Annotated in this window: 24 protein-coding genes and 1 other RNA gene; 20 read left to right on the forward strand and 5 right to left on the reverse strand. The window is 65.0% G+C overall.

Annotated features, from left to right (window positions below):
* Both I6F38_RS27580 and ssrA read right to left on the reverse strand, forming a co-directional pair.
* On the reverse strand, window positions 1-371 hold a 371-nt coding region (locus I6F38_RS27580; protein WP_225162556.1), incomplete at its 3' end, for a ClpXP protease specificity-enhancing factor SspB.
* A 148-nt stretch (window positions 372-519) separates the two neighbouring features.
* Window positions 520-876, reverse strand: a transfer-messenger RNA (tmRNA) gene (ssrA, locus tag I6F38_RS27585).
* 99 nt (window positions 877-975) lie between these two features.
* Here ssrA and I6F38_RS27590 point away from each other — a divergent pair.
* The 12 genes from I6F38_RS27590 (at window position 976) to I6F38_RS27645 (ending at window position 11,625) form a co-directional block, all read left to right on the forward strand.
* Complete coding sequence (locus tag I6F38_RS27590) at window positions 976-1,587, forward strand: chromate transporter (protein WP_225162557.1); 612 nt, start codon at window positions 976-978, stop codon at window positions 1,585-1,587.
* Complete coding sequence (locus I6F38_RS27595) at window positions 1,584-2,117, forward strand: chromate transporter (protein WP_225162558.1); 534 nt, start codon at window positions 1,584-1,586, stop codon at window positions 2,115-2,117. Before I6F38_RS27590 ends, I6F38_RS27595 begins: the two co-directional genes overlap by 4 nt.
* Before the next feature lie 93 nt (window positions 2,118-2,210).
* The gene (locus I6F38_RS27600) at window positions 2,211-2,711 is read left to right on the forward strand and encodes a tripartite tricarboxylate transporter TctB family protein (RefSeq protein WP_225162559.1); all 501 of its coding nucleotides are present in this window, start codon (window positions 2,211-2,213) and stop codon (window positions 2,709-2,711) included.
* 4 nt (window positions 2,712-2,715) lie between these two features.
* Window positions 2,716-4,233 carry a tripartite tricarboxylate transporter permease gene (locus tag I6F38_RS27605; protein WP_085964847.1) on the forward strand — a complete coding sequence of 506 codons (1,518 nt, stop codon included), beginning with the start codon at window positions 2,716-2,718 and terminating at the stop codon, window positions 4,231-4,233.
* A 184-nt stretch (window positions 4,234-4,417) separates the two neighbouring features.
* Window positions 4,418-5,398, forward strand: a complete 981-nt coding sequence (locus tag I6F38_RS27610; RefSeq protein ID WP_092089948.1) for a tripartite tricarboxylate transporter substrate binding protein BugD — start codon at window positions 4,418-4,420, stop codon at window positions 5,396-5,398.
* Between the two features lie 174 nt (window positions 5,399-5,572).
* Window positions 5,573-6,367 (forward strand): thymidylate synthase, encoded by a 795-nt coding sequence (locus tag I6F38_RS27615; RefSeq protein WP_028332488.1) that lies wholly within the window; start codon window positions 5,573-5,575, stop codon window positions 6,365-6,367.
* Between the two features lie 20 nt (window positions 6,368-6,387).
* On the forward strand, window positions 6,388-6,873 hold the full coding sequence (locus tag I6F38_RS27620; RefSeq protein WP_225162560.1) for a GNAT family N-acetyltransferase: 486 nt from the start codon (window positions 6,388-6,390) through the stop codon (window positions 6,871-6,873).
* Window positions 6,873-7,385, forward strand: a complete 513-nt coding sequence (locus I6F38_RS27625) for a dihydrofolate reductase (RefSeq protein ID WP_076824257.1) — start codon at window positions 6,873-6,875, stop codon at window positions 7,383-7,385. The genes I6F38_RS27620 and I6F38_RS27625 overlap by 1 nt, the downstream gene beginning before the upstream one ends.
* Window positions 7,386-7,529: 144 nt before the next feature.
* Window positions 7,530-8,669, forward strand: a complete 1,140-nt coding sequence (gene hflK, locus I6F38_RS27630; RefSeq protein ID WP_028342342.1) for an FtsH protease activity modulator HflK — start codon at window positions 7,530-7,532, stop codon at window positions 8,667-8,669.
* Window positions 8,666-9,565: a protease modulator HflC gene (locus I6F38_RS27635; protein WP_225162561.1), complete on the forward strand. Its 900-nt coding sequence runs from the start codon at window positions 8,666-8,668 to the stop codon at window positions 9,563-9,565. Before hflK ends, I6F38_RS27635 begins: the two co-directional genes overlap by 4 nt.
* A gap of 94 nt (window positions 9,566-9,659) precedes the next feature.
* Window positions 9,660-9,860, forward strand: a complete 201-nt coding sequence (locus tag I6F38_RS27640) for a DUF2065 domain-containing protein (protein WP_028332483.1) — start codon at window positions 9,660-9,662, stop codon at window positions 9,858-9,860.
* 268 nt (window positions 9,861-10,128) lie between these two features.
* Window positions 10,129-11,625, forward strand: coding sequence for a Do family serine endopeptidase (locus I6F38_RS27645; protein ID WP_225162562.1), 1,497 nt, complete (start codon window positions 10,129-10,131; stop codon window positions 11,623-11,625).
* Window positions 11,626-11,734: 109 nt separating this feature from the next.
* Here I6F38_RS27645 and serB read toward each other — a convergent pair whose 3' ends face one another.
* Window positions 11,735-12,640 carry a phosphoserine phosphatase SerB gene (gene serB / locus I6F38_RS27650; RefSeq protein ID WP_225162563.1) on the reverse strand — a complete coding sequence of 302 codons (906 nt, stop codon included), beginning with the start codon at window positions 12,638-12,640 and terminating at the stop codon, window positions 11,735-11,737.
* Between serB and miaA the strand changes: the two genes are divergently transcribed.
* The 8 genes from miaA (at window position 12,639) to ilvC (ending at window position 20,938) form a co-directional block, all read left to right on the forward strand.
* Window positions 12,639-13,568 carry a tRNA (adenosine(37)-N6)-dimethylallyltransferase MiaA gene (gene miaA / locus I6F38_RS27655; protein ID WP_225162611.1) on the forward strand — a complete coding sequence of 310 codons (930 nt, stop codon included), beginning with the start codon at window positions 12,639-12,641 and terminating at the stop codon, window positions 13,566-13,568. The genes serB and miaA overlap by 2 nt on opposite strands.
* Window positions 13,569-14,008: 440 nt before the next feature.
* The gene (locus tag I6F38_RS27660) at window positions 14,009-15,784 is read left to right on the forward strand and encodes an acetolactate synthase 3 large subunit (RefSeq protein ID WP_016841059.1); all 1,776 of its coding nucleotides are present in this window, start codon (window positions 14,009-14,011) and stop codon (window positions 15,782-15,784) included.
* 207 nt (window positions 15,785-15,991) lie between these two features.
* On the forward strand, window positions 15,992-16,978 hold the full coding sequence (locus tag I6F38_RS27665; protein ID WP_225162564.1) for a threonine dehydratase: 987 nt from the start codon (window positions 15,992-15,994) through the stop codon (window positions 16,976-16,978).
* 21 nt (window positions 16,979-16,999) lie between these two features.
* Complete coding sequence (gene ilvN / locus I6F38_RS27670; protein ID WP_016841057.1) at window positions 17,000-17,542, forward strand: acetolactate synthase small subunit; 543 nt, start codon at window positions 17,000-17,002, stop codon at window positions 17,540-17,542.
* Between the two features lie 3 nt (window positions 17,543-17,545).
* A complete protein-coding gene (locus I6F38_RS27675) occupies window positions 17,546-18,241 on the forward strand; it encodes a class I SAM-dependent methyltransferase (RefSeq protein ID WP_028332477.1) in 696 nt (231 codons plus the stop codon).
* A 35-nt stretch (window positions 18,242-18,276) separates the two neighbouring features.
* A complete protein-coding gene (locus tag I6F38_RS27680; protein ID WP_225162565.1) occupies window positions 18,277-19,152 on the forward strand; it encodes an EamA family transporter in 876 nt (291 codons plus the stop codon).
* 7 nt (window positions 19,153-19,159) lie between these two features.
* Window positions 19,160-19,768, forward strand: a complete 609-nt coding sequence (locus I6F38_RS27685; RefSeq protein WP_225162566.1) for a LysE family translocator — start codon at window positions 19,160-19,162, stop codon at window positions 19,766-19,768.
* Window positions 19,769-19,918: 150 nt separating this feature from the next.
* A complete protein-coding gene (ilvC, locus tag I6F38_RS27690) occupies window positions 19,919-20,938 on the forward strand; it encodes a ketol-acid reductoisomerase (RefSeq protein WP_225162567.1) in 1,020 nt (339 codons plus the stop codon).
* A 154-nt stretch (window positions 20,939-21,092) separates the two neighbouring features.
* Here the strand turns inward: ilvC and I6F38_RS27695 are convergent, their stop codons facing one another.
* Both I6F38_RS27695 and I6F38_RS27700 read right to left on the reverse strand, forming a co-directional pair.
* Complete coding sequence (locus tag I6F38_RS27695) at window positions 21,093-22,199, reverse strand: DUF2336 domain-containing protein (protein ID WP_225162568.1); 1,107 nt, start codon at window positions 22,197-22,199, stop codon at window positions 21,093-21,095.
* A 193-nt stretch (window positions 22,200-22,392) separates the two neighbouring features.
* Window positions 22,393-23,412, reverse strand: coding sequence for an adenylate/guanylate cyclase domain-containing protein (locus I6F38_RS27700; RefSeq protein WP_225162569.1), 1,020 nt, complete (start codon window positions 23,410-23,412; stop codon window positions 22,393-22,395).
* Window positions 23,413-23,532: the final 120 nt, after the last annotated feature.

Genomic DNA, 23,532 nt, shown 5'->3' on the forward strand with positions numbered 1-23,532 from the left:
TCTTCGGACAGTGCGTCCGAGACATCGAAGCGCAAATCGAACGGCGCGGACGGATCGAGGAAGCGCGTCACCGCGGCGAACGGCACGGTCAGCCGCTCGGGAATCCCGCCGAACGACAGGCCGACCTCGAAGCGATCCTCGGTCACCACCAGATCCCAGAACTGGTGCTGCAGGATGATGGTCATCTCCTCCGGATACTGCGCGAGCAGCCGGGGCGACAGCTTCACGCCGTCGCCGTGCGACAGGAAGGTGATGTAGAAATGGTGCTCACCTGGCAGGCCATGTTCGGCGGCGTCGGACAACACCCGGCGCAGCACCCCGCGCAGCGCATCGCGCGCCAGCACGTCATATCGGATGTGATCGGTCGCCATGGTGATCCTGTCGCTTCGAAAATGCCCGCCGGGGCGGCGCCGGACCGTCCGACTCGCCCTTTTGCCATGCTACCCCGCCGGGAGCCGGAAATCAGCAGGGCTGGCCGCTGAAATGCGCGCGGACGCCCGATTGGGAAACAAGGGATAAAGTGGAGGCTTCTGTTGCCAGGTGCCTCCGAACCCCGCCTAGCGGAGCTTAACCCGCTAGGACTTTAAGATGGTCTTTCAAACTGCGTTACGCAGCCTGAGCAACCGGAGCAAAGTTGTCGTTGGCAACTATTGCATTGGCCCGATGTCGGCGGAACCATACCGAGAAAAAACACGCCCTTTACGCCCTCGTCGATCCTATTTCGCCCCCGCCGAAAGCCACCGCGACGGATGGATTTCGGTGGAGGCGCCGGGTACCGCCCCCGGGTCCGAATGGTTTATTGCGACGGTCATTTATTTCCATAGCCGGCGAACCGGCACCCCCAATATAGCCGCAAAGTCTTAGAAAAACAGAGCCGATTCAGGCCCTTTCGGCTGTGAAAACTACCGATTTCGGGTTGGCCAGAGTGTTGGCCAGGGTCTTGGCGCTGTCCCGGCGCCGTTCTAGGCTTTGTCCATGCCCCCGGATTCTCCGCCGGTTGCCGCCCCGGCGCCGGATGCCTCCGCACCATCGCCGCCCCACCAGCCCGGCCTGCTCGAGCTGTTCCTGGCCTTTGCCAAGATGTCGCTGGCCGGCTTTGGCGGGGTTCTGGTCTGGGCCCGGCGCGCGATCGTCGAGCAGCACCGCTGGATGACCGCGGAGGAGTTCAACGAGACCTTCGCGCTGTGCCATTTCCTGCCAGGTCCGAACATCGTCAACCTGTCGGTCGTATTCGGCTCGCGCTTTCGCGGCATAGCCGGCGGGCTCGCCGCCTTCGCCGGGCTGGTCGGGCCGCCGATGGTGATCGCGACCATCCTTGCCGCGCTCTATGCCCGTTACGGCGACATCGACGTGCTGCGCCGGACGCTCGCCGGCGTCGCCTGCGCCGCGGTCGGGCTGCTGTTCGCCGTCGTCTTCAAGATGATGATGCCGCTCCTGAAGCGGCGCGATGTCACGGGCCTCGTCATTCTGGCTGCTGTTTTCGTCGCGATCGGACTGATCCGCTGGCCGCTCCAGATCGTGCTGCTCGTGGCGATCCCGCTCAGCATTGCGACGACGGTCCTGGTGCGCCGCATGGTGCGGGCATGAGCTCGGAGTCCAACCCGATCGCGGCGCTGGTCTGGACCTTCGGCCTGATGTCGCTGTTTGCGGTCGGCGGCGCCAATTCGGCGCTTCCCGAAATGCACCGTGCCGCCGTCGACGTGCATCACTGGCTGACCGACAAGCAGTTCGCCGACGTATTCGCGATCTCGCAGCTCTCGCCGGGGCCGAACGTGCTGATCGTGACCTTGATAGGCTATTCTGTCGCAGGCGTCGCCGGGGCGTTGGCCGCGACGGTGGCGATGTGCGGACCGACCGCGCTGCTTGCCTATTATGTGAGCCGTTTCCTCGATCGCTCGCGCGAGGCGCGCTGGCCGGCGATGATCCAGGCGGCACTGGTTCCGCTGTCGATCGGTCTGATGGCGGCCTCCGGCCTGATCGTGGCGCAAACCTCAGACCAAAGTTGGATCGCGGTCCTGATCACCATTGTCGCGGCCGCGCTTGCTTTTGCGACGCGGATCAACCCTTTGTGGATGTTGCTGGCCGGAGGCCTCTTGGGTTTCGCTGGCGTTATCTGACGAAAATCGCTAGCAAGGCTTTCGGTCAACGCACCACAAACCAAGCCATTCAATCAAAACGGGCGGGACAGCCCTGACGGGGGAAGCGAAGTCATGAGCGATACGCCGAGCGAGGCGCCGGTCAAATCGATCTTGCCGAAATGGGTGCGCGGTCCGCAGGATTTTGTCGGCGGGCTCGCCATGATGGCGGTTGCGCTGTTTGCCTTGTGGGCCTCGAGCGATTTGCAGGGCATGCACGGATTTTCGTTCGGCGCCGGAACCGCGCCGCGCATGTTCGCCGTGCTGCTGCTGTTGCTCGGCGGTGGTGTCGCGCTGATGGGAGTTCTGCAGAATGGCCCGCATATCGCGGCCTATTCCTGGCGCGGCCCGTTGTTCGTATCCGCCGCAATCGTGTTCTTCGCATTGGCGATCCGGCCACTCGGGCTTGTGGTCTCCGCCTTTGCCGCCTTCATGATCGCGGCGACGGGCTCGCAGGAGACGAAATTGGTCGAGGCCATCATTGTCGGCGCCTGTCTGACCCTCGGCTGCGCGCTGCTTTTCCCCTATGTGCTGGGACTTCCGATGCCGATGTTCCCGCGTTTCCTGATCCAGTGAGGGCGTGATGGAACTGTTCGCCAATCTCGCCCACGGTTTCGCGGTCGCATTCTCGCCGATCAACCTTCTGATGTGCCTGATCGGCGCGCTGGTTGGCACGCTGGTCGGCGTGCTGCCGGGCATCGGCACCATCGCCACCGTCGCCATGCTGCTGCCGATCACCTTCGGCCTGCCGCCGGTCGGTGCGCTGATCATGCTCGCCGGCATCTATTACGGCGCGCAATATGGCGGCTCGACCACCTCGATCCTGGTCAATATTCCGGGCGAGGCGACCTCCGTGGTCACCGCGCTCGACGGCCACCAGATGGCCAAGCAGGGCCGCGCCGGTCCGGCTCTGGCGATCGCCGCGATCGGCTCGTTCTTCGCTGGCTGCGTCGCGACCGTGCTGATCGCCGTGCTCGGCGCGCCGCTGACCAAGCTCGCGCTGGCGTTCGGCCCGGCTGAGTATTTCTCGCTGATGGTGCTCGGCCTGATCTTCGCGGTGGTGCTCGCCAAGGGCTCGGTGCTGAAGGCGATCGCGATGATCGTGTTCGGCCTGTTGCTGTCGATGGTCGGCTCCGACATCGAGACCGGCGCCTCGCGCATGGCCTTCAACATCCCCGAGCTCGCCGACGGTCTCGGCTTTGCCACCGTGGCGATGGGCGTGTTCGGCTTCGCGGAGATCATTCGCAACCTCGACCACGGCGCCGAGATGAACCGCAACCTGGTGCAGCAGAAGATCACCGGCCTGATGCCGACCAGGAAGGACATCGCGGATTCCACGCCGGCAATCCTGCGCGGCACCGTGCTTGGCTCGATCCTCGGCATCCTGCCGGGCGGCGGCGCCGTGATCGCCTCGTTCGCGGCCTATACGCTGGAGAAGAAGCTGGCGAAGGATCCGAAGCGGTTCGGCCGCGGCGCGATCGAGGGCGTGGCGGCGCCGGAGAGCGCCAATAACGCCGCGGCGCAGACCTCGTTCATCCCGCTGCTCACGCTCGGCATCCCGCCGAACGCGGTGATGGCGCTGATGGTCGGCGCGATGACCATCCACGGCATCGTGCCGGGTCCGCAGGTGATGCAGAAGCAGCCCGATCTGGTCTGGGGCATGATCGCCTCGATGTGGATCGGCAATCTGATGCTGATCATCATCAACCTGCCGTTGGTGGGCATCTGGGTCCGTCTGCTGCGCGTGCCGTACCGCCTGATGTTCCCCTCGATCGTGGTGTTCTGCGCGATCGGCATCTACTCGGTGAACAACGCGCCGGTCGACGTCGTGCTCGCCGGCGTGTTCGGCCTCGTCGGCTATTGGCTGATCAAGCACGATTTCGAGCCGGCACCGCTGCTGCTCGGCATGGTGCTGGGCCCGCTGATGGAGGAGAACCTGCGTCGCGCGCTGTTGATCTCGCGCGGCGACTGGAGCGTGTTCGTCTCGCGGCCGCTGTCGGCGGTGCTGCTGGCGATCGCGGCCGGCCTCCTGGTGCTTGCCGTGCTGCCGACCTTGCGTGCCAAGCGCGACGAAGTGTTCGTGGAGTCCGAGGGCTAGAGCATGATCCGGAAAAGTGTGAAGCGGTTTTCCGGATAGATCATGCTCAAACAGGGAGCGCCGGCCCTGCGTCGGCGCGCCGCAGGCGGAAGTCGAATCGACACTCGATGTCGTCCCGTGAAATGAAAATGCCGGCCGATTTGGCCGGCATTTTTATTGGTCAAACGTTCCGGGAGGAATTGAGATGATGTCCATTCGCTCGCTTGCGGGCGCATGCCTTTCGGCATTTGTCGCGCTCGGCGCATTCGCCATGCCGGCGTCTGCGCAAAATTATCCGACCCGCACCATCACCATGATCGTGCCGTTCGCAGCCGGCGGCCCGACCGACGTCATTTCGCGCATCGTCACCGCGCACATGGCGCAGACGCTGGGACAGAGCATCGTGATCGAGAACGTGGTCGGCGCCGGCGGCACCACCGCGACGACGCGCGCCGCACGCGCGGCCAATGACGGCTATACGTTGATTACAGGGCATATGGGCACGCACGCCGCCTCTGTGCCGCTCTATCCGAAGCTTGCCTATCACCCGGAAAAGGATTTCGAGCCCGTCGCGCTGCTCGCCGGCACGCCGATCCTGATCCTTGCCCGCAAGGACTTTCCGCCGAAGGATCTCAAGGAATTCGTCGCCTACGTGAAGGCCAATGCCGAGAAGGTCAACGCCGCGCATGCCGGCATCGGCTCGGTCTCGCACGCCTCCTGCGAGCTCCTGAACTCGATCCTCGGTGTCAAACCGGTCGGCGTGCCCTTCAACGGCACCGGCCCGGCCATGAATGCGCTGGTCGCCGGCCAGGTCGATTACATGTGCGACCAGATCGTCAACGCGGTGCCGCAGATCAACGCCGGCACCATCAAGGCCTATGCGGTCGCGACCCCCGAGCGCAACCCGTCGCTGCCCAATGTGCCGACCACGACGGAAGCCGGCTTGCCGGCATTCCAGGCCCAGGCCTGGAATGCGATTTTCGCGCCGAAGGGAACTTCGCCCGCCATCATCGCCACGTTGAATGCCGCGGCCATCAAGGCGCTTGACGATGAGAACGTCCGCAAGCGCCTGCTCGACCTCGGCAGCGTGATCCCGGCACCCGCCAACCGTACGCCGGAGGCACTTGCGACCCTCGTCAAGAACGAGATCGCGAAATGGACGCCGGTGCTCAAGCCGGCAACTTAATCCAGTACAATCAAGTGGATAGGAAAGGGGCGGGACGCGAGTTCCGCCCCTTGTCGTTTGGCGCGGAGTGCTCACTTTTCAGGGTATAATCGGTGTGTTCAGCCGAATCAGCGTGCCGACCGGCGGCCTTGGCCGCTAGATTGGCCGTTCTCTCGAAAGCCCGAAACAGACGCCATGAACCAGTATCACGACCTGCTCGAACGCATCCTCGCCGACGGCGCCGAGAAGCACGACCGCACCGGCACCGGGACGCTGTCGATCTTCGGTCATCAGATGCGCTTCAACCTCGCGGCCGGCTTCCCGATGCTGACTACCAAGCGGCTGCCGCTGAAGGCGATCGTGCACGAGCTGCTCTGGTTCCTCGCCGGCGACACCAACATCAAATATCTCAACGACAACGGCGTCACGATCTGGGACGAATGGGCCGACGCCAACGGAGACCTCGGTCCGGTGTACGGCTCGCAATGGCGGTCGTGGCCCGCGCCGGATGGCCGCAGCATCGACCAGATCGCTGGCGTGGTCGAGATGATCAAGCGCAATCCGGATTCGCGGCGGCTGATCGTCAGCGCCTGGAATCCGGCCGAGGTCGACAAGATGGCGCTGCCGCCGTGCCATTGCCTGTTCCAGTTCTATGTCGCCAACGGCAAATTGTCCTGTCAGCTCTATCAGCGCTCGGGCGACGTCTTCCTCGGCGTGCCCTTCAATATCGCCTCTTATGCGTTGCTCACCATGATGGTCGCGCAGGTGACCGGGCTCAAGCCCGGCGATTTCGTGCACTCGCTCGGCGACGCGCACCTCTACTCGAACCATCTCGAGCAGGCGCGCCTGCAGTTGACGCGGCCGACGCGGCCGCTGCCGACGATGGCGATCAATCCGGACGTGAAGGATATCTTCGCGTTCCGCTACGAAGACTTCAAACTCGAAGGTTACGACCCGCATCCGCACATCAAGGCCGAGGTGGCGGTATGAGTTGCGGTCCGAGGGATTGAATGTCGCTGACGATCCGCCGCGCGCGGCCCGATGAGGCCGGACTGGTGTTCTCGCTGGTCCGCGAACTCGCCGAATACGAAAAGCTTCTGCACGAGGTTCACGCCAGCGAGGCCGACATCGCTGACGCGCTGTTCGGCGCCAATCCGCGGCTTTATTGCGACATCGCGGAATGGAACGGCGAGCTTGCCGGCTTCGCGGTCTGGTTCGTCAACTTCTCGACCTTCGCCGGCCGTCACGGCATCTATCTCGAAGACCTCTTCGTGCGTCCGGCGCTGCGCGGCAAGGGCATCGGCAAGGCGCTGCTCGTGCATCTGGCGAAGCAATGCCTCGCCAATGGCTGGTCGCGCCTGCAATGGGCGGTGCTCGACTGGAACGCGCCGTCGATTGCATTCTACAAGTCGCTCGGCGCCGAGATGATGGACGAATGGACGATTTGCCGCGTCTCCGGCGAGGCGCTGTCGACGCTCGCGGAAGGGACGCGCTGATGGAGATCGTGCTCGTCGTAGCGGTCGCCGAGAACGGCGTGATCGGGAGCGACAACGCTATTCCGTGGCGGCTGAAATCCGACCAGCAGCGTTTCAAGGCGATCACGCTGAACAAGCCCGTCGTGATGGGGCGCAAGACCTTTGAGTCCCTGCGCAGGCCGCTGCCGGGCCGCACCAACATCGTGGTAACGCGCGATCCCAACTACCGCGCGCGCGGCGCCATCGTCACGACGTCGTTTGACAACGCCCGCGCCATTGCGCTTGGTGACGCGCTGCGGCGTTTCGCCACTGAGATTGCAATCATCGGTGGCGCGGAAATCTACGCGCAATGGATGGGCACCGCCGATCGCCTTGAGATCACCGAGGTCCATGCCCGGCCGGACGGCGACACGCGGTTCGACAAAATCGATGCGCAGCTATGGGACGAGGTGGCGCGCGTGCGAAATCCGGCAGGCCCGGACGACAGTGCCGACTTCTCCTATGTGACATATCGTCGGCGCGGCCCGGGTTAACCAATGTTTGCATTGACAATTATGCCCCGGCGCATAGCTCGTCCGGCCAGGAAGCTTGCGTTGTAAGGGCCCTAGCGGTCCCCTATAACCGGGCCGGACATTCGAGGCCGGGCGTCCCGTCCGGACTTGCCGAGGAGATGTTTGATGCCGTGGAAAAATCAAGGCGGGGGGCCCTGGGGCTCGGGTCCGAAAGGGCCATGGGGCACCGGTCCGCAGTCAGCCGGGCCAAGGCCGCCGGATCTTGAGGATCTGCTGCGGCGCGGCCAGGACCGCCTGCAGCAGTGGCTGCCCGGCGGGCATTTCAGCGGCATGGGCGTCGCGCTGGTGCTGGTCGCCGCGCTGGCGATCTGGTTCGCGACCGGCATCTTCCGCGTGCAGTCCGAAGAGCTCGGCGTCGTGCTGCGCTTCGGCAAATATGTGCGCGATGCGCAGCCCGGCCTGCGCTATCACCTGCCATATCCGATTGAGACAGTGCTGCTGCCGAAAGCGCTGCGCGTCAACACGATCTCGATCGGCATGACCCTGATCGACGATCCCGCTCGCCGCGGCCGCACCATGCGCGACGTGCCGGAAGAGAGCCTGATGCTGACCGGCGACGAGAACATCGTCGACGTCGACTTCACGGTGCTGTGGCGCATCAAGCCGGGTGGGGCCGGCGCCTATCTGTTCAACATCCAGAATCCCGAAGGCACCGTGAAGGCGGTTGCCGAAAGCGCGATGCGTGAGGTGATCGGCCGCTCGCAGATCCAGCCGATCCTGACCGGGGCGCGCAACGTCACCGAACAGAGCGTCCAGGAGCTGATGCAGAGGACGCTCGATACCTACAACGCGGGCATCCAGATCACGCAGGTGCAGATGCAGAAGGTCGATCCGCCGGCGCAGGTGATCGACGCATTCCGCGACGTGCAGGCGGCGCGCGCCGACCTCGAGCGCAAGCAGAACGAGGCACAGACCTACGCCAACCGGATCGTACCGGAAGCGCGCGGTCGTTCCGCGCAGATCCTGCAGGCCGCCGAAGGCTACAAGGAGCAGGCGGTCGCCGACGCCAAGGGCCAGAGCGCACGCTTCCTGAAAGTCTATGAAGAGTACAAGAAGGCACCCGACGTGACGCGCGAGCGCATCTATCTGGAGACCATGGAAAAAGTGCTCGGTGGCTCCGAGAAGCTGGTTTATGACGGCGGCCCGGGCCAGAACATCGTGCCCTACCTTCCGCTCGGCGAACTGACGCCGCGGCGTCCGGCGGCACCGGCCACGACCGGCCAGCAGCAGGGAGCCACCCGATGAGGTCCCCCGTCACCGGCATTGTGTTCCTGATCATCCTCTTCATTGTGCTCGCCGTCGGCTACAGCTCGGTGTTCACCGTGCAGCAGACCGAGCAGACCATTGTCTTGCGGTTCGGCGAGCCGGTCGACATCGTCACCGAGCCCGGTCTGCACTTCAAGGCGCCGTGGAATTCGGTGATCAACGTCGACAAGCGCATCCTCGATCTGGAAAACCCGTCGCAGGAGGTGATCGCCTCCGACCAGAAGCGGCTCGTGGTGGACGCGTTCGCGCGCTATCGCATCAAGAACGCGTTGCGTTACTACACCAGCGTCGGCTCGATCCAGGCCGCCAATCTGCAGCTGACCACGCTGCTGAACGCAGCGCTGCGCCGCGTGCTCGGCGAGGTCAACTTCATCACCGTGGTGCGTGACGATCGCGAGAAGCTGATGCAGCGGATTCGCGAGCAGCTCGACAGGGAAGCGGACGGATACGGCATCGAGGTCGTCGACGTCCGCATCCGCCGTGCCGACCTGCCGGAGCAGAACAGCCAGGCCGTCTACAACCGGATGAAGACCGAACGTGAACGCGAGGCGGCCGAGTTCCGTGCCCAGGGCGACCAGAAGGCGCAGGAAATCCGCTCGAAGGCCGACCGCGAAGCGACCGTGATCGTCGCCGAGGCGAACTCGGCCGCGGACCAGACCCGCGGTGCAGGTGACGCCGAGCGCAACCGCCTGTTCGCCGAAGCCTATGGCAAGGACAAGGACTTCTTCGCGTTCTATCGCTCGATGACGGCCTATGAGAACGGCCTGCGTTCCAGCGACACGCGTTTCCTGTTGCGGCCGGACTCGGAATTCTTCAGATACTTCGGCGGTGCAGGCGGCAAGTTGCCTGAGGCGGCCGCCGCGCCGAAGCAGTAACGTCACGACTTGAACATCAGGACTCGGCGGCGATGCGGATGACGCTTCGCCGCCGACCAAAAACAACAAGCATCGAGCGGGAGGCTGCCATCCGATGAAGTCCATAGCGTTCGGCGACTTCCTCATCGGGTTGGGAATCCTGTTCGTGCTCGAAGGCATCCTGTTCGCGGCAAGCCCCGCCTGGATGCGCCGGGCGATGAAGAGCGCGCTGGCGACACCCGACAACATCCTGCGCATCGTTGGTATCGGCTCGGCGGTCGCCGGGCTTGTCCTGATCTGGGTGGTGCGAAGATAGTCGCCGCTCTGGAGCATGCGAAGCATGACCGCCAATGCGCGATTGCGCATCGGGGAACCTCGAGATTCCGCAAGGTGCGCAATTGCGTCCCCGGGGATTCAGCCCTGTCGGGCTGCCCCGGAATGACAAGCAAGACTGAACATAATCGTGAGCCTCTCGCAGCCGGTTTTTCGCCGAAATGTCCGGCTGAGATGCTTGCGCCGTATGCCCGTTCGGGCGCACTCTGTAACTAGCGCATTTGGACCCGTTTGCCTGGAGAAACTCCTACATGACCGCTGCCAGACCAGCCCTGAGCCGCCGCTTCCGCATGATGGGAGCCGCGATCTCGATCGGTGCTGCGAGCATGCTGAGCTCCGTGCCGGCGTTCGCACGCGGTCCTGAAGGCATCGCCGACATCGCCGAGAAGGTGATCGACGCCGTCGTCAACATCTCGACGTCGCAGACCGTCGAGGCCAAGGACCGGACGATGCCGCAGCTGCCGCCGGGCTCGCCGTTCGAGGAGTTCTTCGACGACTTCTTCAAGAACCGCCGCGGGCCGCCCGGCAAGGGCGGCGACAAGAGCGGTGAGTTCCAGCCGCGCAAGACCAACTCGCTCGGCTCAGGCTTCATCGTCGACACCGCGGGCATCGTCGTCACCAACAACCATGTCATCGCCGACGCTGACGAGATCAACGTCATCCTCAACGACGGCACCAAGATCAAGGCCGAGCTGGTCGGCGTCGACAAGAAGACCGACCTCGCGGTCCTGAAATTCAAGCCGTCGAAGCCGCTCACCGCGGTCAAGTTCGGCGACAGCGACAAGATCCGGCTCGGCGACTGGGTGGTCGCGATCGGCAACCCGTTCAGCCTCGGCGGCACGGTGACCGCGGGCATCGTCTCGGCCAAGAACCGCGACATCAGCCAGGGTCCGTACGACAGCTACATCCAGACCGACGCCGCCATCAACCGCGGCAATTCCGGCGGTCCGCTGTTCAACCTCGATGGTGAGGTGATCGGCGTCAACACGCTGATCATCTCGCCGACCGGCGGTTCGATCGGCCTCGGCTTCGCCGTGCCGTCGAAGACCGTGGCCGGCGTCGTCGACCAGCTGCAGAAATTCGGCGAGCTGCGCCGCGGCTGGCTCGGCGTGCGCATCCAGCAGGTTACCGACGAGATCGCCGACAGCCTCAACATCAAGCCGGCGCGCGGCGCGCTGGTTGCCGGCGTCGACGACAAGGGGCCGGCCAAGCCGGCCGGCATCGAGCCCGGTGACGTCGTCGTCAAGTTCGACGGCAAGGACGTCAAGGACCCCAAGGATCTGTCGCGCATCGTTGCCGATACGGCGGTCGGCAAGGAAGTCGACGTCGTCGTCATCCGCAAGGGCAATGAGGAGACCCGCAAGGTCACGCTCGGCCGGCTCGAGGACAACGAGAAGGTTCAGCAAGTCAACGCCAAGTCGAAGGACGACACCGCCGAGAAACCGGTGACCCAGAAGGCGCTCGGTCTCGACCTCGCCGCGCTGAGCAAGGACCTGCGCACCAAGTACAAGATCAAGGACAGCGTGAAGGGCGTCGTCGTCACCGGCGTCGACGGCAATTCCGATGCCGCCGAGAAGCGGCTGTCGGCGGGCGATGTCATCGTCGAGGTGGCGCAGGAGGCGGTGTCGAGCGCCGCTGACATCAAGAAGCGCGTCGATCAACTCAAGAAGGACGGCAAGAAGTCGGTGCTGCTGCTGGTCTCGAACGGCGACGGCGAACTGCGCTTCGTCGCGCTCGGCGTGCAGTAGCCCCGATGGTCATTGCCGGGCTTGACCCGGCAATCCATCACCTAACAAAGTTCTTGCGAAGAAGATGGATGCCCGGGTCAAGCCCGGGCATGACGACTTTCGCGAACGGCTACCCCGCCACGAACTCATCCCGCCGGTAGCCCTGCGCGTACAGCAGCGCGGTGAGATCGCCGTGGTCGATCCGGACCGCGGCCGCGGCCGCGACCGCCGGCTTGGCGTGATAGGCTACGCCGAGGCCCGCAGCCCGGATCATACCGAGATCGTTGGCGCCGTCGCCCACCACAAGGGTGTCGATCTCGTCGAGATCGAAGGACTCGGTGAGCTCGATCAAGGTGGCGAGCTTGGTGGCGCGGCCGAGGATCGGCTCGACCACCTCACCGGTCAGCTTGCCGTCCACGACCTGCAACTGGTTGGCGCGGTTTTCCTGAAAGCCGACCTTCGCCGCGACCACCTTGGTGAACAAGGTGAAGCCGCCCGAGATCAGGCAGGTATAGGCGCCGTGCGCGCGCATGGTCATGACCAGTTCGCGGCCGCCCGGCGTCAGCGTGATGCGCTTGTCGAGCACCTCGTCGACCACGCTGACCGGCAGTCCCTTGAGCAGCGCCACCCGCTCGCGCAGCGCGGACTCGAACTCGATCTCGCCGCGCATGGCACGCTCGGTGATCGCAGCGACGTGGGCCTTGAGCCCGGCGAAGTCGGCGAGCTCGTCGATGCACTCCTGGCCGATCATGGTGGAATCCATGTCGGCCAGAAAAAGCTTCTTGCGCCGGGCGATCCGAGGCTGCACGACAATGTCGATCGGCAGGTCGCCGCGGGCCTGGCGAAGGCGTTCCTCGATTGTCTTGATACCGTCCCTGCTGCTGTCCTCGCCTTCGAAGGGAATGTCGGCGGCGACTTCGTTGAACAGCCACTGTGCCGGGCCGGGTGAGGGCAGCACGGCCCGCGCACCGTCGACGATGGTGGAGTCGAGCGCGGGGCTTGCAGGATTGCAGATCAGCGTGGCAACGAGGGACATGCAGGCGCATTCGGGATTGTTGAACAAGGCAGTGCTTATCGCAGGGCCGACCGCCAGCGGCAAGTCGGCGCTGGCGCTCGAACTCGCGCAGCGGACCGGCGGGGTCGTGATCAACACCGACTCCATGCAGGTCTATCGTGACCTCCGGATCATCACCGCGCGGCCGACCGCAGGCGAAGAGGAGCTGGTTCCGCACCGGCTCTACGGCCATGTCGACGCCGGCGTGAATTTCTCGGCGGGCGCCTGGGTGGCCGATGCGGCGAAGGTGCTCGGCGAGGCGCGTGCGCAGGGACGGCTGCCGATCTTCATCGGCGGCTCAGGCCTCTATTTCAAGGCGCTGACGCGCGGGCTGTCGGCGGTGCCGCCGATCCCGGCTGACGTGCGCGACGGCGTGCGCGCACGTCTCGAGCAGCTCGGCGTCGAGGCGCTGCATGCCGAGCTTGCAGCGCGCGATCCGGTGTCGGCCGAGCGGCTGAAGCCGCGCGACCGCACCCGCATCGCACGCGCGCTCGAGGTGGTCGAGGCCACCGGCCGCCCGCTCCCGGACTGGCATCGCGAGGGCCTGCCGCCACTGCTGCCGCCGGGCGATTTTCATGCGCTGTTTCTCGCGCCGGCGCGCGAGACGCTCTATGCACGGATCGACGCCCGGTTCGGTGTCATGCTCGATACCGGCGCGCTCGACGAGGTCGCGGCGCTGGCGGCGCGTGGGCTCGATCCGTTGCTGCCGGCGATGAAGGCCCATGGGGTGCCGGCGCTGATCCGGCACCTGAGGGGAGAGATCAGCCGCGAGGAGGCCGCCGAGATCGGCCGGGCCGACACCCGCCATTATGCGAAGCGCCAGTTCACCTGGTTTCGCCATCAGCTCCCGGAATTTGCCTGGGTCGAGCCGGATTCGGCCGGCAAATGGCTGCAAGAGCAAATCCCGTAGCCCGGATGGAGCGCAGCGCAATCCGGGACCGGCCCCTCCGCGCGGAGGCGATCCCGGATTGCGCTGCGCTCCATCCGGGCTACCGGGCCGGGGGGCCCGCACGCCCGTCAGCCATGCGCGTTCGCTTGCGCAAAAACACTCGCCGAACGAGCGGAACCCCGGTAGAGTACGGAAATCGCGAAAGTGCTTGCCTTGCCTTGACATTCAGGCTTTGGCCGCTATGTTCGCGCAACCTTTGGGAAGACTGGGTCGTCTCGTGCGCAACATTATTACCAAACTGCTTATCGCCGTCGTACCCAGGCACACCGCCGGGGATGGCTAGCGGCCATCCAAATTCGGGCGGTGTGCATGGGGCCTCTGGGGCCCCTTTTTATTGCCCGAAGCCGAACTGACGAGAACTGACAAAAGCCGCGCAAAAACAAGCGCATCCGGAGCGAACCATGACCGACAAGAGCCACGATCCCAATCAGATGACCGGCGCCGCGATGATCGTGCGCGCGCTCATCGATCACGGCGTGCAGCATGTCTTCGGCTATCCCGGCGGTGCAGTCCTTCCGATCTACGACGAGATCTTCCAACAGAGCGAGGTCGAGCACATCCTGGTCCGTCACGAGCAGGGCGCCGGCCATGCCGCCGAAGGCTATGCGCGCTCGACCGGCAAGCCCGGCGTGGTGCTGGTGACGTCGGGCCCCGGCGCCACCAACATGGTGACGCCGCTGACCGACGCGCTGATGGATTCGATCCCGCTGGTCTGCATCACCGGCCAGGTGCCGACCCACCTGATCGGCAACGACGCCTTCCAGGAGTGCGACACGGTCGGCATCACGCGGCCCGCCACCAAGCACAATTGGCTGGTCCGCGACGTCAACGACCTCGCCAGGGTGCTGCACGAGGCCTTCTATGTCGCCACCACCGGCCGGCCCGGTCCGGTCGTGGTCGACGTGCCGAAGGACGTGCAGTTCGCGACCGGCACCTATCATCCGCCGCGCAAGTCGGACGTGCACATCTCCTACACGCCGCGCGTCAAGGGCGACGCGACCCAGATCCGTAAGGCGGTGGCGCTGCTCGCCAACGCAAAGCGTCCGGTGATCTATTCCGGCGGCGGCGTGATCAATTCGGGTCCCGAGGCCTCGAAACTGCTGCGTCAGTTGGTGGAGGCGACCGGCTTCCCGATCACCTCGACCCTGATGGGGCTGGGCGCCTATCCCGCTTCGGGCCCGAACTGGCTCGGCATGCTGGGCATGCACGGCACCTACGAAGCCAACATGACGATGCATGATTGCGACGTCATGCTGTGCGTCGGCGCGCGCTTCGACGACCGCATCACCGGCCGTACCGACGCGTTCTCTCCGGGCTCGAAGAAGATTCACATCGACATCGATCCGTCCTCGATCAATAAGAACATCCGCGTCGACGTGCCGATCATCGGCGACGCCGGCAACGTGCTCGGCGATTTGCTGCAGGTGTTCAAGGCGGAAGCCAAGAAGCCGGACATCAAGTCGTGGTGGCAGCAGATCGCGCAATGGCGCGCGCGGAACTCGCTGTCCTACCGCAAGAACAACGATATCATCCTGCCGCAATACGCGATCCAGCGCCTGTTCGAACTGACCCGCGGCAAGGACACCTACATCACGACCGAGGTCGGTCAGCACCAGATGTGGGCCGCGCAGTTCTTCGGCTTCGAGGAGCCGCACCGCTGGATGACCTCGGGCGGTCTCGGCACCATGGGCTACGGCCTGCCGGCCGCGGTCGGCGTGCAGGTGGCGCATCCGGACAGCCTGGTGATCGACATCGCCGGCGACGCCTCGGTGCAGATGACGATCCAGGAGATGTCGACGGCGGTCCAGTTCGAGCTGCCGATCAAGATCTTCATTCTGAACAACCAGTACATGGGCATGGTGCGGCAATGGCAGCAGCTGCTGCACGGCAACCGCCTGTCGCATTCGTACTCCGAGGCGCTGCCGGACTTCGTCAAGCTCGCCGACGCCTATGGCTGCGTCGGCCTGCAGGCGACCAAGCCGTCCGATCTCGACGGCGCGATCAAGGAGATGATCTCGATCAAGCGCCCGGTGCTGTTCGATTGCCGCGTCGCCGCGCTGGAGAACTGCTTCCCGATGATCCCGTCGGGCAAGGCGCATAACGAGATGCTGCTGCCGGAAGAGGCTACCGACGAGGCCACCGCGAAGGCCTTCTCCGGTGGCAAGGCGCTGGTGTGATGATGGATCGGCGTGGAGCACTCTCTTTTCACCTCGCCCCGCTTGCGGGGAGAGGTCGGGTTGCGCGCGAGCGGAATCCGGGTGAGGGGGAGTCTCCGCGAGGCCGTCTCTCACCGCTTTCTTGGAGGCAGCCCCTCACCCCAACCCTCTCCCCGCAAAGAGCGGGGAGAGAGAACTTATCACGCGCTCGGATGGAGGGCGGCTCCCATGTTTGACCTCAAAGAGCTCGAGCGCGCGCACCGGGTCGTCGGCACCGCAGTGCCGGCGACGCCGGCGCACGCCTGGCCGCTGCTCGCCGAGCGGCTCGGCACCGAGGTCGTGGTCAAGCATGAGAACCACACGCCGACCGGCGCCTTCAAGGTGCGCGGCGGCCTGGTCTATCTCGAGCGGCTGAAGCGCGAGCGGCCCGACGTGCCCGGCATCATTTCGGCGACGCGCGGCAATCACGGCCAGAGCCTGGCGTTCGCGGCAGGGCGTCACGGCGTGCCGGCGACGATCTACGTGCCGCGCGGCAACTCGGTCGAGAAGAACCGCGCCATGCACGCGTTCGGGGCCGAGCTCGTCGAGCACGGTGACGACTTCCAGGCCGCGCGGGAAGAGGCCGAGCGCCGCGCCCAATTCGCCGGCCTGCACATGGTGCCGTCGTTCCACCCGGACCTCGTGCTGGGTGTCGCGACCTACGCGCTCGAACTGTTCCGTACCGCGCCCGATCTCGACATTCTCTATGTGCCGATCGGGCAGGGCTCCGGCATCTGCGGCTGCATCATGGCGCGCGACCTGCTCGGACTGAAGACCGAGATCGTCGGCGTACAGTCGACCGAAGCGCCGTCCTACGCGCTGTCGTTTGCGGCCGGAAAGATCGTCACCACCGAGACCAGCAGCACCCTTGCCGACGGCATGGCGACGCGGATTCCGGACGCGGATGCGTTCGCGCTGATCCGCAAGGGTGCATCCCGCATCGTGCAGGTCAGCGACGACGAGGTCGGGCAGGCGATCCGCGCCTACTGGACCGACACCCACAATCTCGCCGAGGGCGCGGGCGCTGCGGCGCTCGCGGCCGCGCTGCAGGAAAAGAGCAGGCTCGCCGGCAAGCGGGTCGGCCTGATCCTCAGCGGCGGCAATATCGATTTCGATCTGTTCCGGACCTGGATCGGAACGGATGCTGCGCCGGCCGCCGAGCGGGCGGTGGCGTGAACAGAATGTAAGGGGACGACCATGAACCAGCCCGCATCCGCCTACTTCCTCGAAGAGCGTCACGATCCCAACGAGACGCACACTTTGTCCGTGCTCGTGCAGAACGAGCCCGGCGTGCTCGCGCGCGTGATCGGCCTGTTCTCCGGCCGCGGCTACAACATCGAGAGTCTCACCGTCTCGGAGACCGAGAGCCAGAAACATCTCTCGCGGATCACGATCGTCACCACCGGCACGCCGATGGTGATCCAGCAGATCAAGCATCAGCTCGACCGCATGATCCCGGTCTACCGCGTCGTCGACATGACGCTGACCGGCAGCTCGATCGAGCGCGAGCTCGCGATGGTCAAGGTGCGGGGCGGTGGCGATCACCGCGTCGAGGCGCTGCGGCTGGCGGACGCATTCCGCGCCCGGGTGATCGACGCCACGACCGAGAGCTTCGTGTTCGAGATCACGGGCAATTCGTCCAAGATCAGTCAGTTCATCGACCTGATGCGTCCGCTGGGTCTGGTCGAGGTGTCACGAACCGGGGTGGCCGCGATCACGCGCGGGCCGGAAGGGATGTGAGTCATGTTGGCGCGCGACTGGTATTACACGCAACGGCGGCAGGTCGGTCTCGATACCGCGGTGGCCTCGATCTATGACGTCAGCGAGGACAGCGATGTCCGTGCCCGCCAGGCGCTGACCATGCTCGGCGTCAAGCCGGGCTGGCGGATCGCCGATATCGGCTGCGGCAACGGCGTGCTGGCCACCGAGGCGGCGCTGATGGGTGCCGAGGTCGATGCCATCGACATCTCGCCGGCGATGATCGGGCTTGCCGAAATCTATGCGCGCGACCGCAAGGCGAAGATCCGGACCCAGCCGGCCGGCCTGTTGTCGTTCGCCTATCAACCGAATTCCTACGACCTCATCGTCAGCGAGTTCACGCTGCACCATCTTCCGGACTTCTGGAAGGCAGTGGCGCTATCGCGAATCTTCAACGCGTTGAAGCCGGGCGCGAACTTCTACCTGCGCGACATGGTGTTCGTCGGCATGCCCGACGGTGTCGATCGCGACGTCGAAGGATGGGCCGACTTCTCGATCAAGAATCACGGTTTCGAGCGCGAAAGCGTGATCACCCATATGCGCGACGAATACTCGACCTTCGGCTGGGTGATGGAGCGCATGCTGACCGAGACCGGTTTCACGCTGGTCTCCGTTGATTACCACGCGCCGCTGCACGGCACCTATCTGCTGCGCAAACCGAAGCCCGACGAACAGATCTAGATCCCGACCGAAACGGAAGCAAAAGAAGAACAACAATGAAGCCGGCCGATGTTGGCGTCGCCGTCATGGTCGCGGTGATCTGGGGGCTTGCGTTCGTCGCAAGCCGGATCGCGCTCGATGAGTTCTCGCCGGAGCTGATGACGACGCTGCGCTTCGCTATCGCCGCGCTGCCGTGCCTGTTCCTGCGCAAGCCCGGCGTTTCCTGGCCGCTTCTGATCGCGATCAGCTCAACGCTGTTCCTCGGCCAGTTCCTCGCACAGGCCTTTGCGATCGCGCATGGCGTTCCGGTCGGGCTTTCCAGCGTGATCGTGCAGAGCCAGGCGCTGTTCACCATCGCCTTTGCTGCCCTGGCCTTCGGTGAAATCCCGACGCGGACCCAGGCGATCGGCATCGCGATCGCCGCGCTCGGCCTGCTGATGATCTGCGGGACGGTCGGCTACGACTTCAGCGTCGCCGCGTTTGCGATCATCATGATCTGTCCGATCAGCTTCGCGATCGGCAATCTTCTTCTGCGGCAGGCGAACGGCGCGCCGATGTTCGATCTGTTCGCCTGGCTGTGCCTGTCCGCCGCGGTGCCGCTTGCGGTGCTGACCTTGATCACCAACGGCCCGCAGCCGACCTGGCATGCGCTGACCCATATGTCGCTGACCGGGCTCGTCTGCATGCTCTGTCTCGGCGGCATCTCGACCAGCATCGCCTACTGGCTGTGGGGCCGCCTGCTGCGGGATTATCCGGCGGCGCAGGTGGTGCCGTTTGCGCTGCTGGTGCCGTTCGTCGGCTCCGCCGCCTCGAGCATCGTGTTCGGCGAGACATTCGGGCCGCTGCGCCTGGCCGGCATGGTCACCGTGATCGCCGGCATCGCCGTGATGCTGCTGTCGAAACGTCCAAAAGCTCTGCCGAAAGTCGCGTGAGGGCGCCATGTCGAATTCGCTGCTGTTTGCCTTTGTCGTATTCGCGGTCGTGATGTTCTTCACGCCGGGCCCCAACAACATCATGCTGCTGTCGTCGGGGCTGACCTACGGCTTCCGCCGCACGGTGCCCCATATCGCCGGCATCACGGTCGGCTTCGCCTTCATGGTCGGCGCGGTCGGCGTCGGGCTGGGGACCGTCTTCATCGCCTATCCGGTGCTGCAGACGATCCTGAAATATGGCGGCGTCGCCTACCTGATCTATCTCGCCGCCGTCATCGCCATGGCCGAGCCGCCCTCGGCGGACAAGGACGACAGGGGCGGCCGCGGCCCGATGACGTTCTGGGGCGCCGCCATGTTCCAGTGGATCAATGCCAAGGGCTGGGTGATGGTGATCGGCACCATCACGGCCTATGCGGCGATTGCCGCCTTTCCCTGGAACATCGCGATCCAGGTCGGCCTGAGCCTGATCCTGGGCACGGTGTCCTGCATCGTCTGGGCGCTGTTCGGGACCGCCTTGCGGCCGATCCTGACCTCGCCCCGGGCGATCCGCGCCTTCAATGTGATGATGGCCATCCTGCTGCTGGCCTCGCTCTACCCGGTCTTCATGGACGCATGATGCCGCACCGCGCCATGCGAGATGAGGGTTTCCCCTGAGGGGGAAAATGCTCTAGACAACGCCGGAAATTCGCGGGCGCCCGGCGGTTCTGACCTTCCGAAAGCCTGATTCATCGGCCGATTTTGGCCCCCTTCAAACGAGGAAACCACGATGCGAGTTTACTACGATCGCGATGCCGACCTGAACCTGATCAAGGGCAAGAAGGTCGCCATCGTCGGCTACGGCAGCCAGGGCCACGCCCACGCGCTGAACCTGAAGGATTCGGGCGTCAAGGAAGTGGCGATTGCGCTGCGCAAGGGTTCGGCCTCGGCCAAGAAGGCCGAGAACGCCGGCTTCAAGGTGATGGAAGTCGCCGACGCCGCCAAGTGGGCCGACCTCGTCATGATGCTGACCCCGGATGAGCTGCAGGGCGACATCTATCGCGAGCACCTGCACGACAACATGAAGAAGGGCGCGGCGCTCGTGTTCGCCCACGGCCTCAACGTGCACTTCAACCTGCTCGATCCGCGCGCCGACCTCGACGTGCTGATGATCGCGCCGAAAGGCCCCGGCCACACCGTGCGCTCGGAATACCAGCGCGGCGGCGGCGTGCCCTGCCTGATCGCGATCGCCAAGGATTCGTCGGGCAACGCCCATGACCTCGGCCTCAGCTACGCCTCGGCGATCGGCGGCGGCCGCGCCGGCATCATCGAGACCACCTTCAAGGAAGAGTGCGAGACCGACCTGTTCGGCGAGCAGGTCGTGCTCTGCGGCGGCCTGGTCGAGCTGATCAAGGGCGGCTACGAGACGCTGGTCGAGGCCGGCTACGCGCCCGAGATGGCCTATTTCGAGTGCCTGCACGAAGTGAAGCTGATCGTCGACCTGATCTATGAAGGCGGCATCGCCAACATGAACTACTCGATCTCCAACACCGCCGAATATGGCGAGTACGTCACCGGTCCGCGCATCGTCACGGCCGAGACCAAGGCGGAGATGAAGCGCGTGCTGGCCGACATCCAGGGCGGCAAGTTCGCCCGCGACTGGATGCTGGAGAACAAGGTCAACCAGACCTCGTTCAAGGCGACCCGCGCCAAGCTCGCCGCACACCCGATCGAGGAAGTCGGCGCCAAGCTGCGCGACATGATGCCCTGGATCAAGAAGGGCGCGCTGGTCGACAAGAGCAAGAACTGACAGGCAAGGCCTGTCATTCCGGGGCGGTCCGCAGGACCGAGCCCGGAATCTCGAGATTCCGGGTCCGCCTCTTCGAGGCGCCCCGGAATGACGCTGTGATGAAAAGGGTGGGCGCGTTGCCCACCCTTTTTCTTTGTCGCAGAGGCGCGGCGGACTAGCCGGCCGCCATCGGCTGCTTCTCGATCCTGTTGTGCAGCTGCCAGAACCGCACCGTGCGCTGCGCGGTTTCCAGCGAGAGCCGGCGGTAATCGCGCTGCGCGATCTCGAGCGTCGCATTGTCGAGCGGCAACGGCAGCGGCCGCTTGCGCAGGATGCTTTCGACCGTCGGCCAGTTGAGCCGCGCCGAGCGGCACGGGATCAGGATCAGGTCGGAGCGAAGGCCGAGCATCAGCCGTTCGATCATCGCGATCGGCATGTCGTTGAGCACGGCGAGCGCGACCGTGACCTCGTCGAGCTTGCCCTCTTCGGCGAATTTGTAGACGGCCGCATCGTCGAGCTCGTTCAGCTGCTTCATCAGCTTGACCAGCTCTTCGGCGATGCCGTAGTTGCGGCGCGGCGCCGCGGCCTCTTCCTGGGCGATGTCGTTCAGCACCTGGCTGATCTCTTCGCGCGCCCTGGGCGACGCGATCGAGAGCAGGCGGGCGCGCACAGTATCCTTGGCGCGCTGCAGCAGGTCGCGCAGCAGCTTGGCCGGAATGTCGATGCGCAGCCCGAGGATCTCGACCAACTCGTCGTCGCCTTCGGCGCGGGCGACGATGCTGGAATAGCCGTTGTCGGAGAACTGCGCGCCGGCGTTCTTGGCGAGACGCCGGATCACCTTGTCCTCGCCGCGGTTGATGATCACGTCGGTGACGGAAGGCGGCAGGTTTTCCCGCGCGGAGATCGCGAACAGGTGGTCCTGGCCCTTGCTGTTCGCAATCTCGCGCAGGGCGTCGTTCGAGAGGCGGCTGGAGTGGGTCAGCACGTCGCCGGCGACGCTGATGTCGTCGTCCCAGGCGAGGTGCTGGATCACCTCGAACGGCGCATAGTCGAGCGGTGCGAGCCGCTTGCTGAGCTCGGCCCGCGCACGCGTCTCGACGCGCGCGACCAAGAGGCAGAGCACGTCGTCGAACACCTTGACCTGTTCATCGTTGAGGCGGTCGCCGTCGTTCAGGAACAGATCGGTGACCTGCCGCAGCGTCTGCACGCGCTTGGCCGATGTCCCGTCCCGGACCGCATCCTCGAGTTCGGCAATAATCGATTGTGACGCCTGTTGCGCCATCGATGGGCAACCTTGTTTTTGTTGAATGACACCTGTCTGCGCACCATGCGGGGCGCGGTCTTACACCTGCGTTAAGGTGGAACCCGGTGCAAATACGGTGTGCGTCGCATCCTTAACAGGCTGCGACCGGACTCGATTCAATGCGCGCTTTCGGCTCAGCGGAAGCTGATGCCGGTGCATTTTAAGAGATCGTTTAGGACGATAGGCGCCGCGCGACGGAAAAGATGTCGATCGACGCTGCTCGTCCGCGCAATTGCGTCGAGCCGAGCGGCTCGACGACTAAGTCCCGGTCCGGCGGCAGCAGGCGGAGCAGGTCGCCCGATACCAGCAGCGGACGGCCGGCCTCCTTGCAATGCGCCTGCAGCCGCGCCGTGACGTTCACGGTGTCGCCGAAATAGGCGATCTGCCGCCGCGAGTCCCCGCATTCCGCGATGACGACCGGACCGGCATGCATCCCGGCCCGGAACGCGGGCACCACGCCGAACTCCTTGCGATATTGATCGGCCCGCTTGGCGAGGCGATCCTCGATCGCGAACACGCAATCGAGATACCGCCGCGATCGTCCGTCGGCATTGACCGGCCAGGTCACGATCACTTCGTCGCCGACATAGGCGTGGACTTCGCCGCCGTGCGACACGATCGGCTCGTCGATGTCGAAGAAGAAGCGCGTCAGCAATTCCTGCACGCGCAGCTCGCCCATCGATTCCGCTAGCGTCGTCGAGCCGACCAGGTCGAGGAACAGCAGCACGCGCTCCTCGCGCACCGGCTGCCGATAGCGTCCGAGCACGATGCTGAGCAGCGTGTGCCCGCCGATCATCCGGACCAGCTCGTAGATCGTCGTGATCGGGATCGACAGCAGCAGGCCGACGCCAATGATCTTCAGGAAGGTTTCGCGCATCCACTTGGCTTCGAGCCCATGCCCGTAAAGCACGATTTCCAGCACGATCGCGGCGGCCGCAACGGTGACGGCGAGGATCACAGAGCGGCCGATCAGCTCGACGATGAGTGATTGCCGTCGCAGCCAGCCACCACGTGCGGCCAGATAGAGATGCGTCGCCCAGACGATCACCGTGAGGGCTGCGCCGTCGAGGGCGCTGCGCACATAATTCGAGACGGAGGCCTCGTCGGACTCATCGAACGCATAGCGAAACAGCCCACCGACGAGCAGGCCGAACACCGCCAAGACGATCACAGGCGTCACGGCGCGCCGCATGGTCCCTCCATGCATATGAAATATCCTGCGCGGACCGGGAAGGCCAGCCGCGGCGCGGCCGGCGGTGGACGGGATGCATCGCGGCGGCACTCATGTATGCTGCGACGACAGGATCGATCG

It is taken from the genome of Bradyrhizobium sp. BRP56, assembly GCF_020194035.1.
In the GTDB taxonomy this organism is placed as follows: Bacteria; Pseudomonadota; Alphaproteobacteria; order Rhizobiales; family Xanthobacteraceae; genus Bradyrhizobium; species Bradyrhizobium australafricanum.

Coding starts and splice junctions, on each gene's coding strand:
- ilvN (WP_016841057.1), top strand. CDS start 17,000: ATGAACCAGCCCGCATCCGCCTACTTCCTCGAAGAGCGTCACGATCCC.
- I6F38_RS27600 (WP_225162559.1), top strand. CDS start 2,211: ATGAGCGATACGCCGAGCGAGGCGCCGGTCAAATCGATCTTGCCGAAA.
- I6F38_RS27695 (WP_225162568.1), bottom strand. CDS start 22,199: ATGGCGCAACAGGCGTCACAATCGATTATTGCCGAACTCGAGGATGCG.
- I6F38_RS27700 (WP_225162569.1), bottom strand. CDS start 23,412: ATGCGGCGCGCCGTGACGCCTGTGATCGTCTTGGCGGTGTTCGGCCTG.
- I6F38_RS27675 (WP_028332477.1), top strand. CDS start 17,546: ATGTTGGCGCGCGACTGGTATTACACGCAACGGCGGCAGGTCGGTCTC.
- I6F38_RS27625 (WP_076824257.1), top strand. CDS start 6,873: ATGGAGATCGTGCTCGTCGTAGCGGTCGCCGAGAACGGCGTGATCGGG.
- I6F38_RS27685 (WP_225162566.1), top strand. CDS start 19,160: ATGTCGAATTCGCTGCTGTTTGCCTTTGTCGTATTCGCGGTCGTGATG.
- I6F38_RS27665 (WP_225162564.1), top strand. CDS start 15,992: ATGTTTGACCTCAAAGAGCTCGAGCGCGCGCACCGGGTCGTCGGCACC.
- I6F38_RS27640 (WP_028332483.1), top strand. CDS start 9,660: ATGAAGTCCATAGCGTTCGGCGACTTCCTCATCGGGTTGGGAATCCTG.
- I6F38_RS27590 (WP_225162557.1), top strand. CDS start 976: ATGCCCCCGGATTCTCCGCCGGTTGCCGCCCCGGCGCCGGATGCCTCC.
- serB (WP_225162563.1), bottom strand. CDS start 12,640: ATGTCCCTCGTTGCCACGCTGATCTGCAATCCTGCAAGCCCCGCGCTC.
- hflK (WP_028342342.1), top strand. CDS start 7,530: ATGCCGTGGAAAAATCAAGGCGGGGGGCCCTGGGGCTCGGGTCCGAAA.
- I6F38_RS27660 (WP_016841059.1), top strand. CDS start 14,009: ATGACCGACAAGAGCCACGATCCCAATCAGATGACCGGCGCCGCGATG.
- I6F38_RS27645 (WP_225162562.1), top strand. CDS start 10,129: ATGACCGCTGCCAGACCAGCCCTGAGCCGCCGCTTCCGCATGATGGGA.
- ilvC (WP_225162567.1), top strand. CDS start 19,919: ATGCGAGTTTACTACGATCGCGATGCCGACCTGAACCTGATCAAGGGC.
- I6F38_RS27620 (WP_225162560.1), top strand. CDS start 6,388: ATGTCGCTGACGATCCGCCGCGCGCGGCCCGATGAGGCCGGACTGGTG.
- I6F38_RS27595 (WP_225162558.1), top strand. CDS start 1,584: ATGAGCTCGGAGTCCAACCCGATCGCGGCGCTGGTCTGGACCTTCGGC.
- I6F38_RS27635 (WP_225162561.1), top strand. CDS start 8,666: ATGAGGTCCCCCGTCACCGGCATTGTGTTCCTGATCATCCTCTTCATT.
- miaA (WP_225162611.1), top strand. CDS start 12,639: ATGCAGGCGCATTCGGGATTGTTGAACAAGGCAGTGCTTATCGCAGGG.
- I6F38_RS27615 (WP_028332488.1), top strand. CDS start 5,573: ATGAACCAGTATCACGACCTGCTCGAACGCATCCTCGCCGACGGCGCC.
- I6F38_RS27610 (WP_092089948.1), top strand. CDS start 4,418: ATGATGTCCATTCGCTCGCTTGCGGGCGCATGCCTTTCGGCATTTGTC.
- I6F38_RS27680 (WP_225162565.1), top strand. CDS start 18,277: ATGAAGCCGGCCGATGTTGGCGTCGCCGTCATGGTCGCGGTGATCTGG.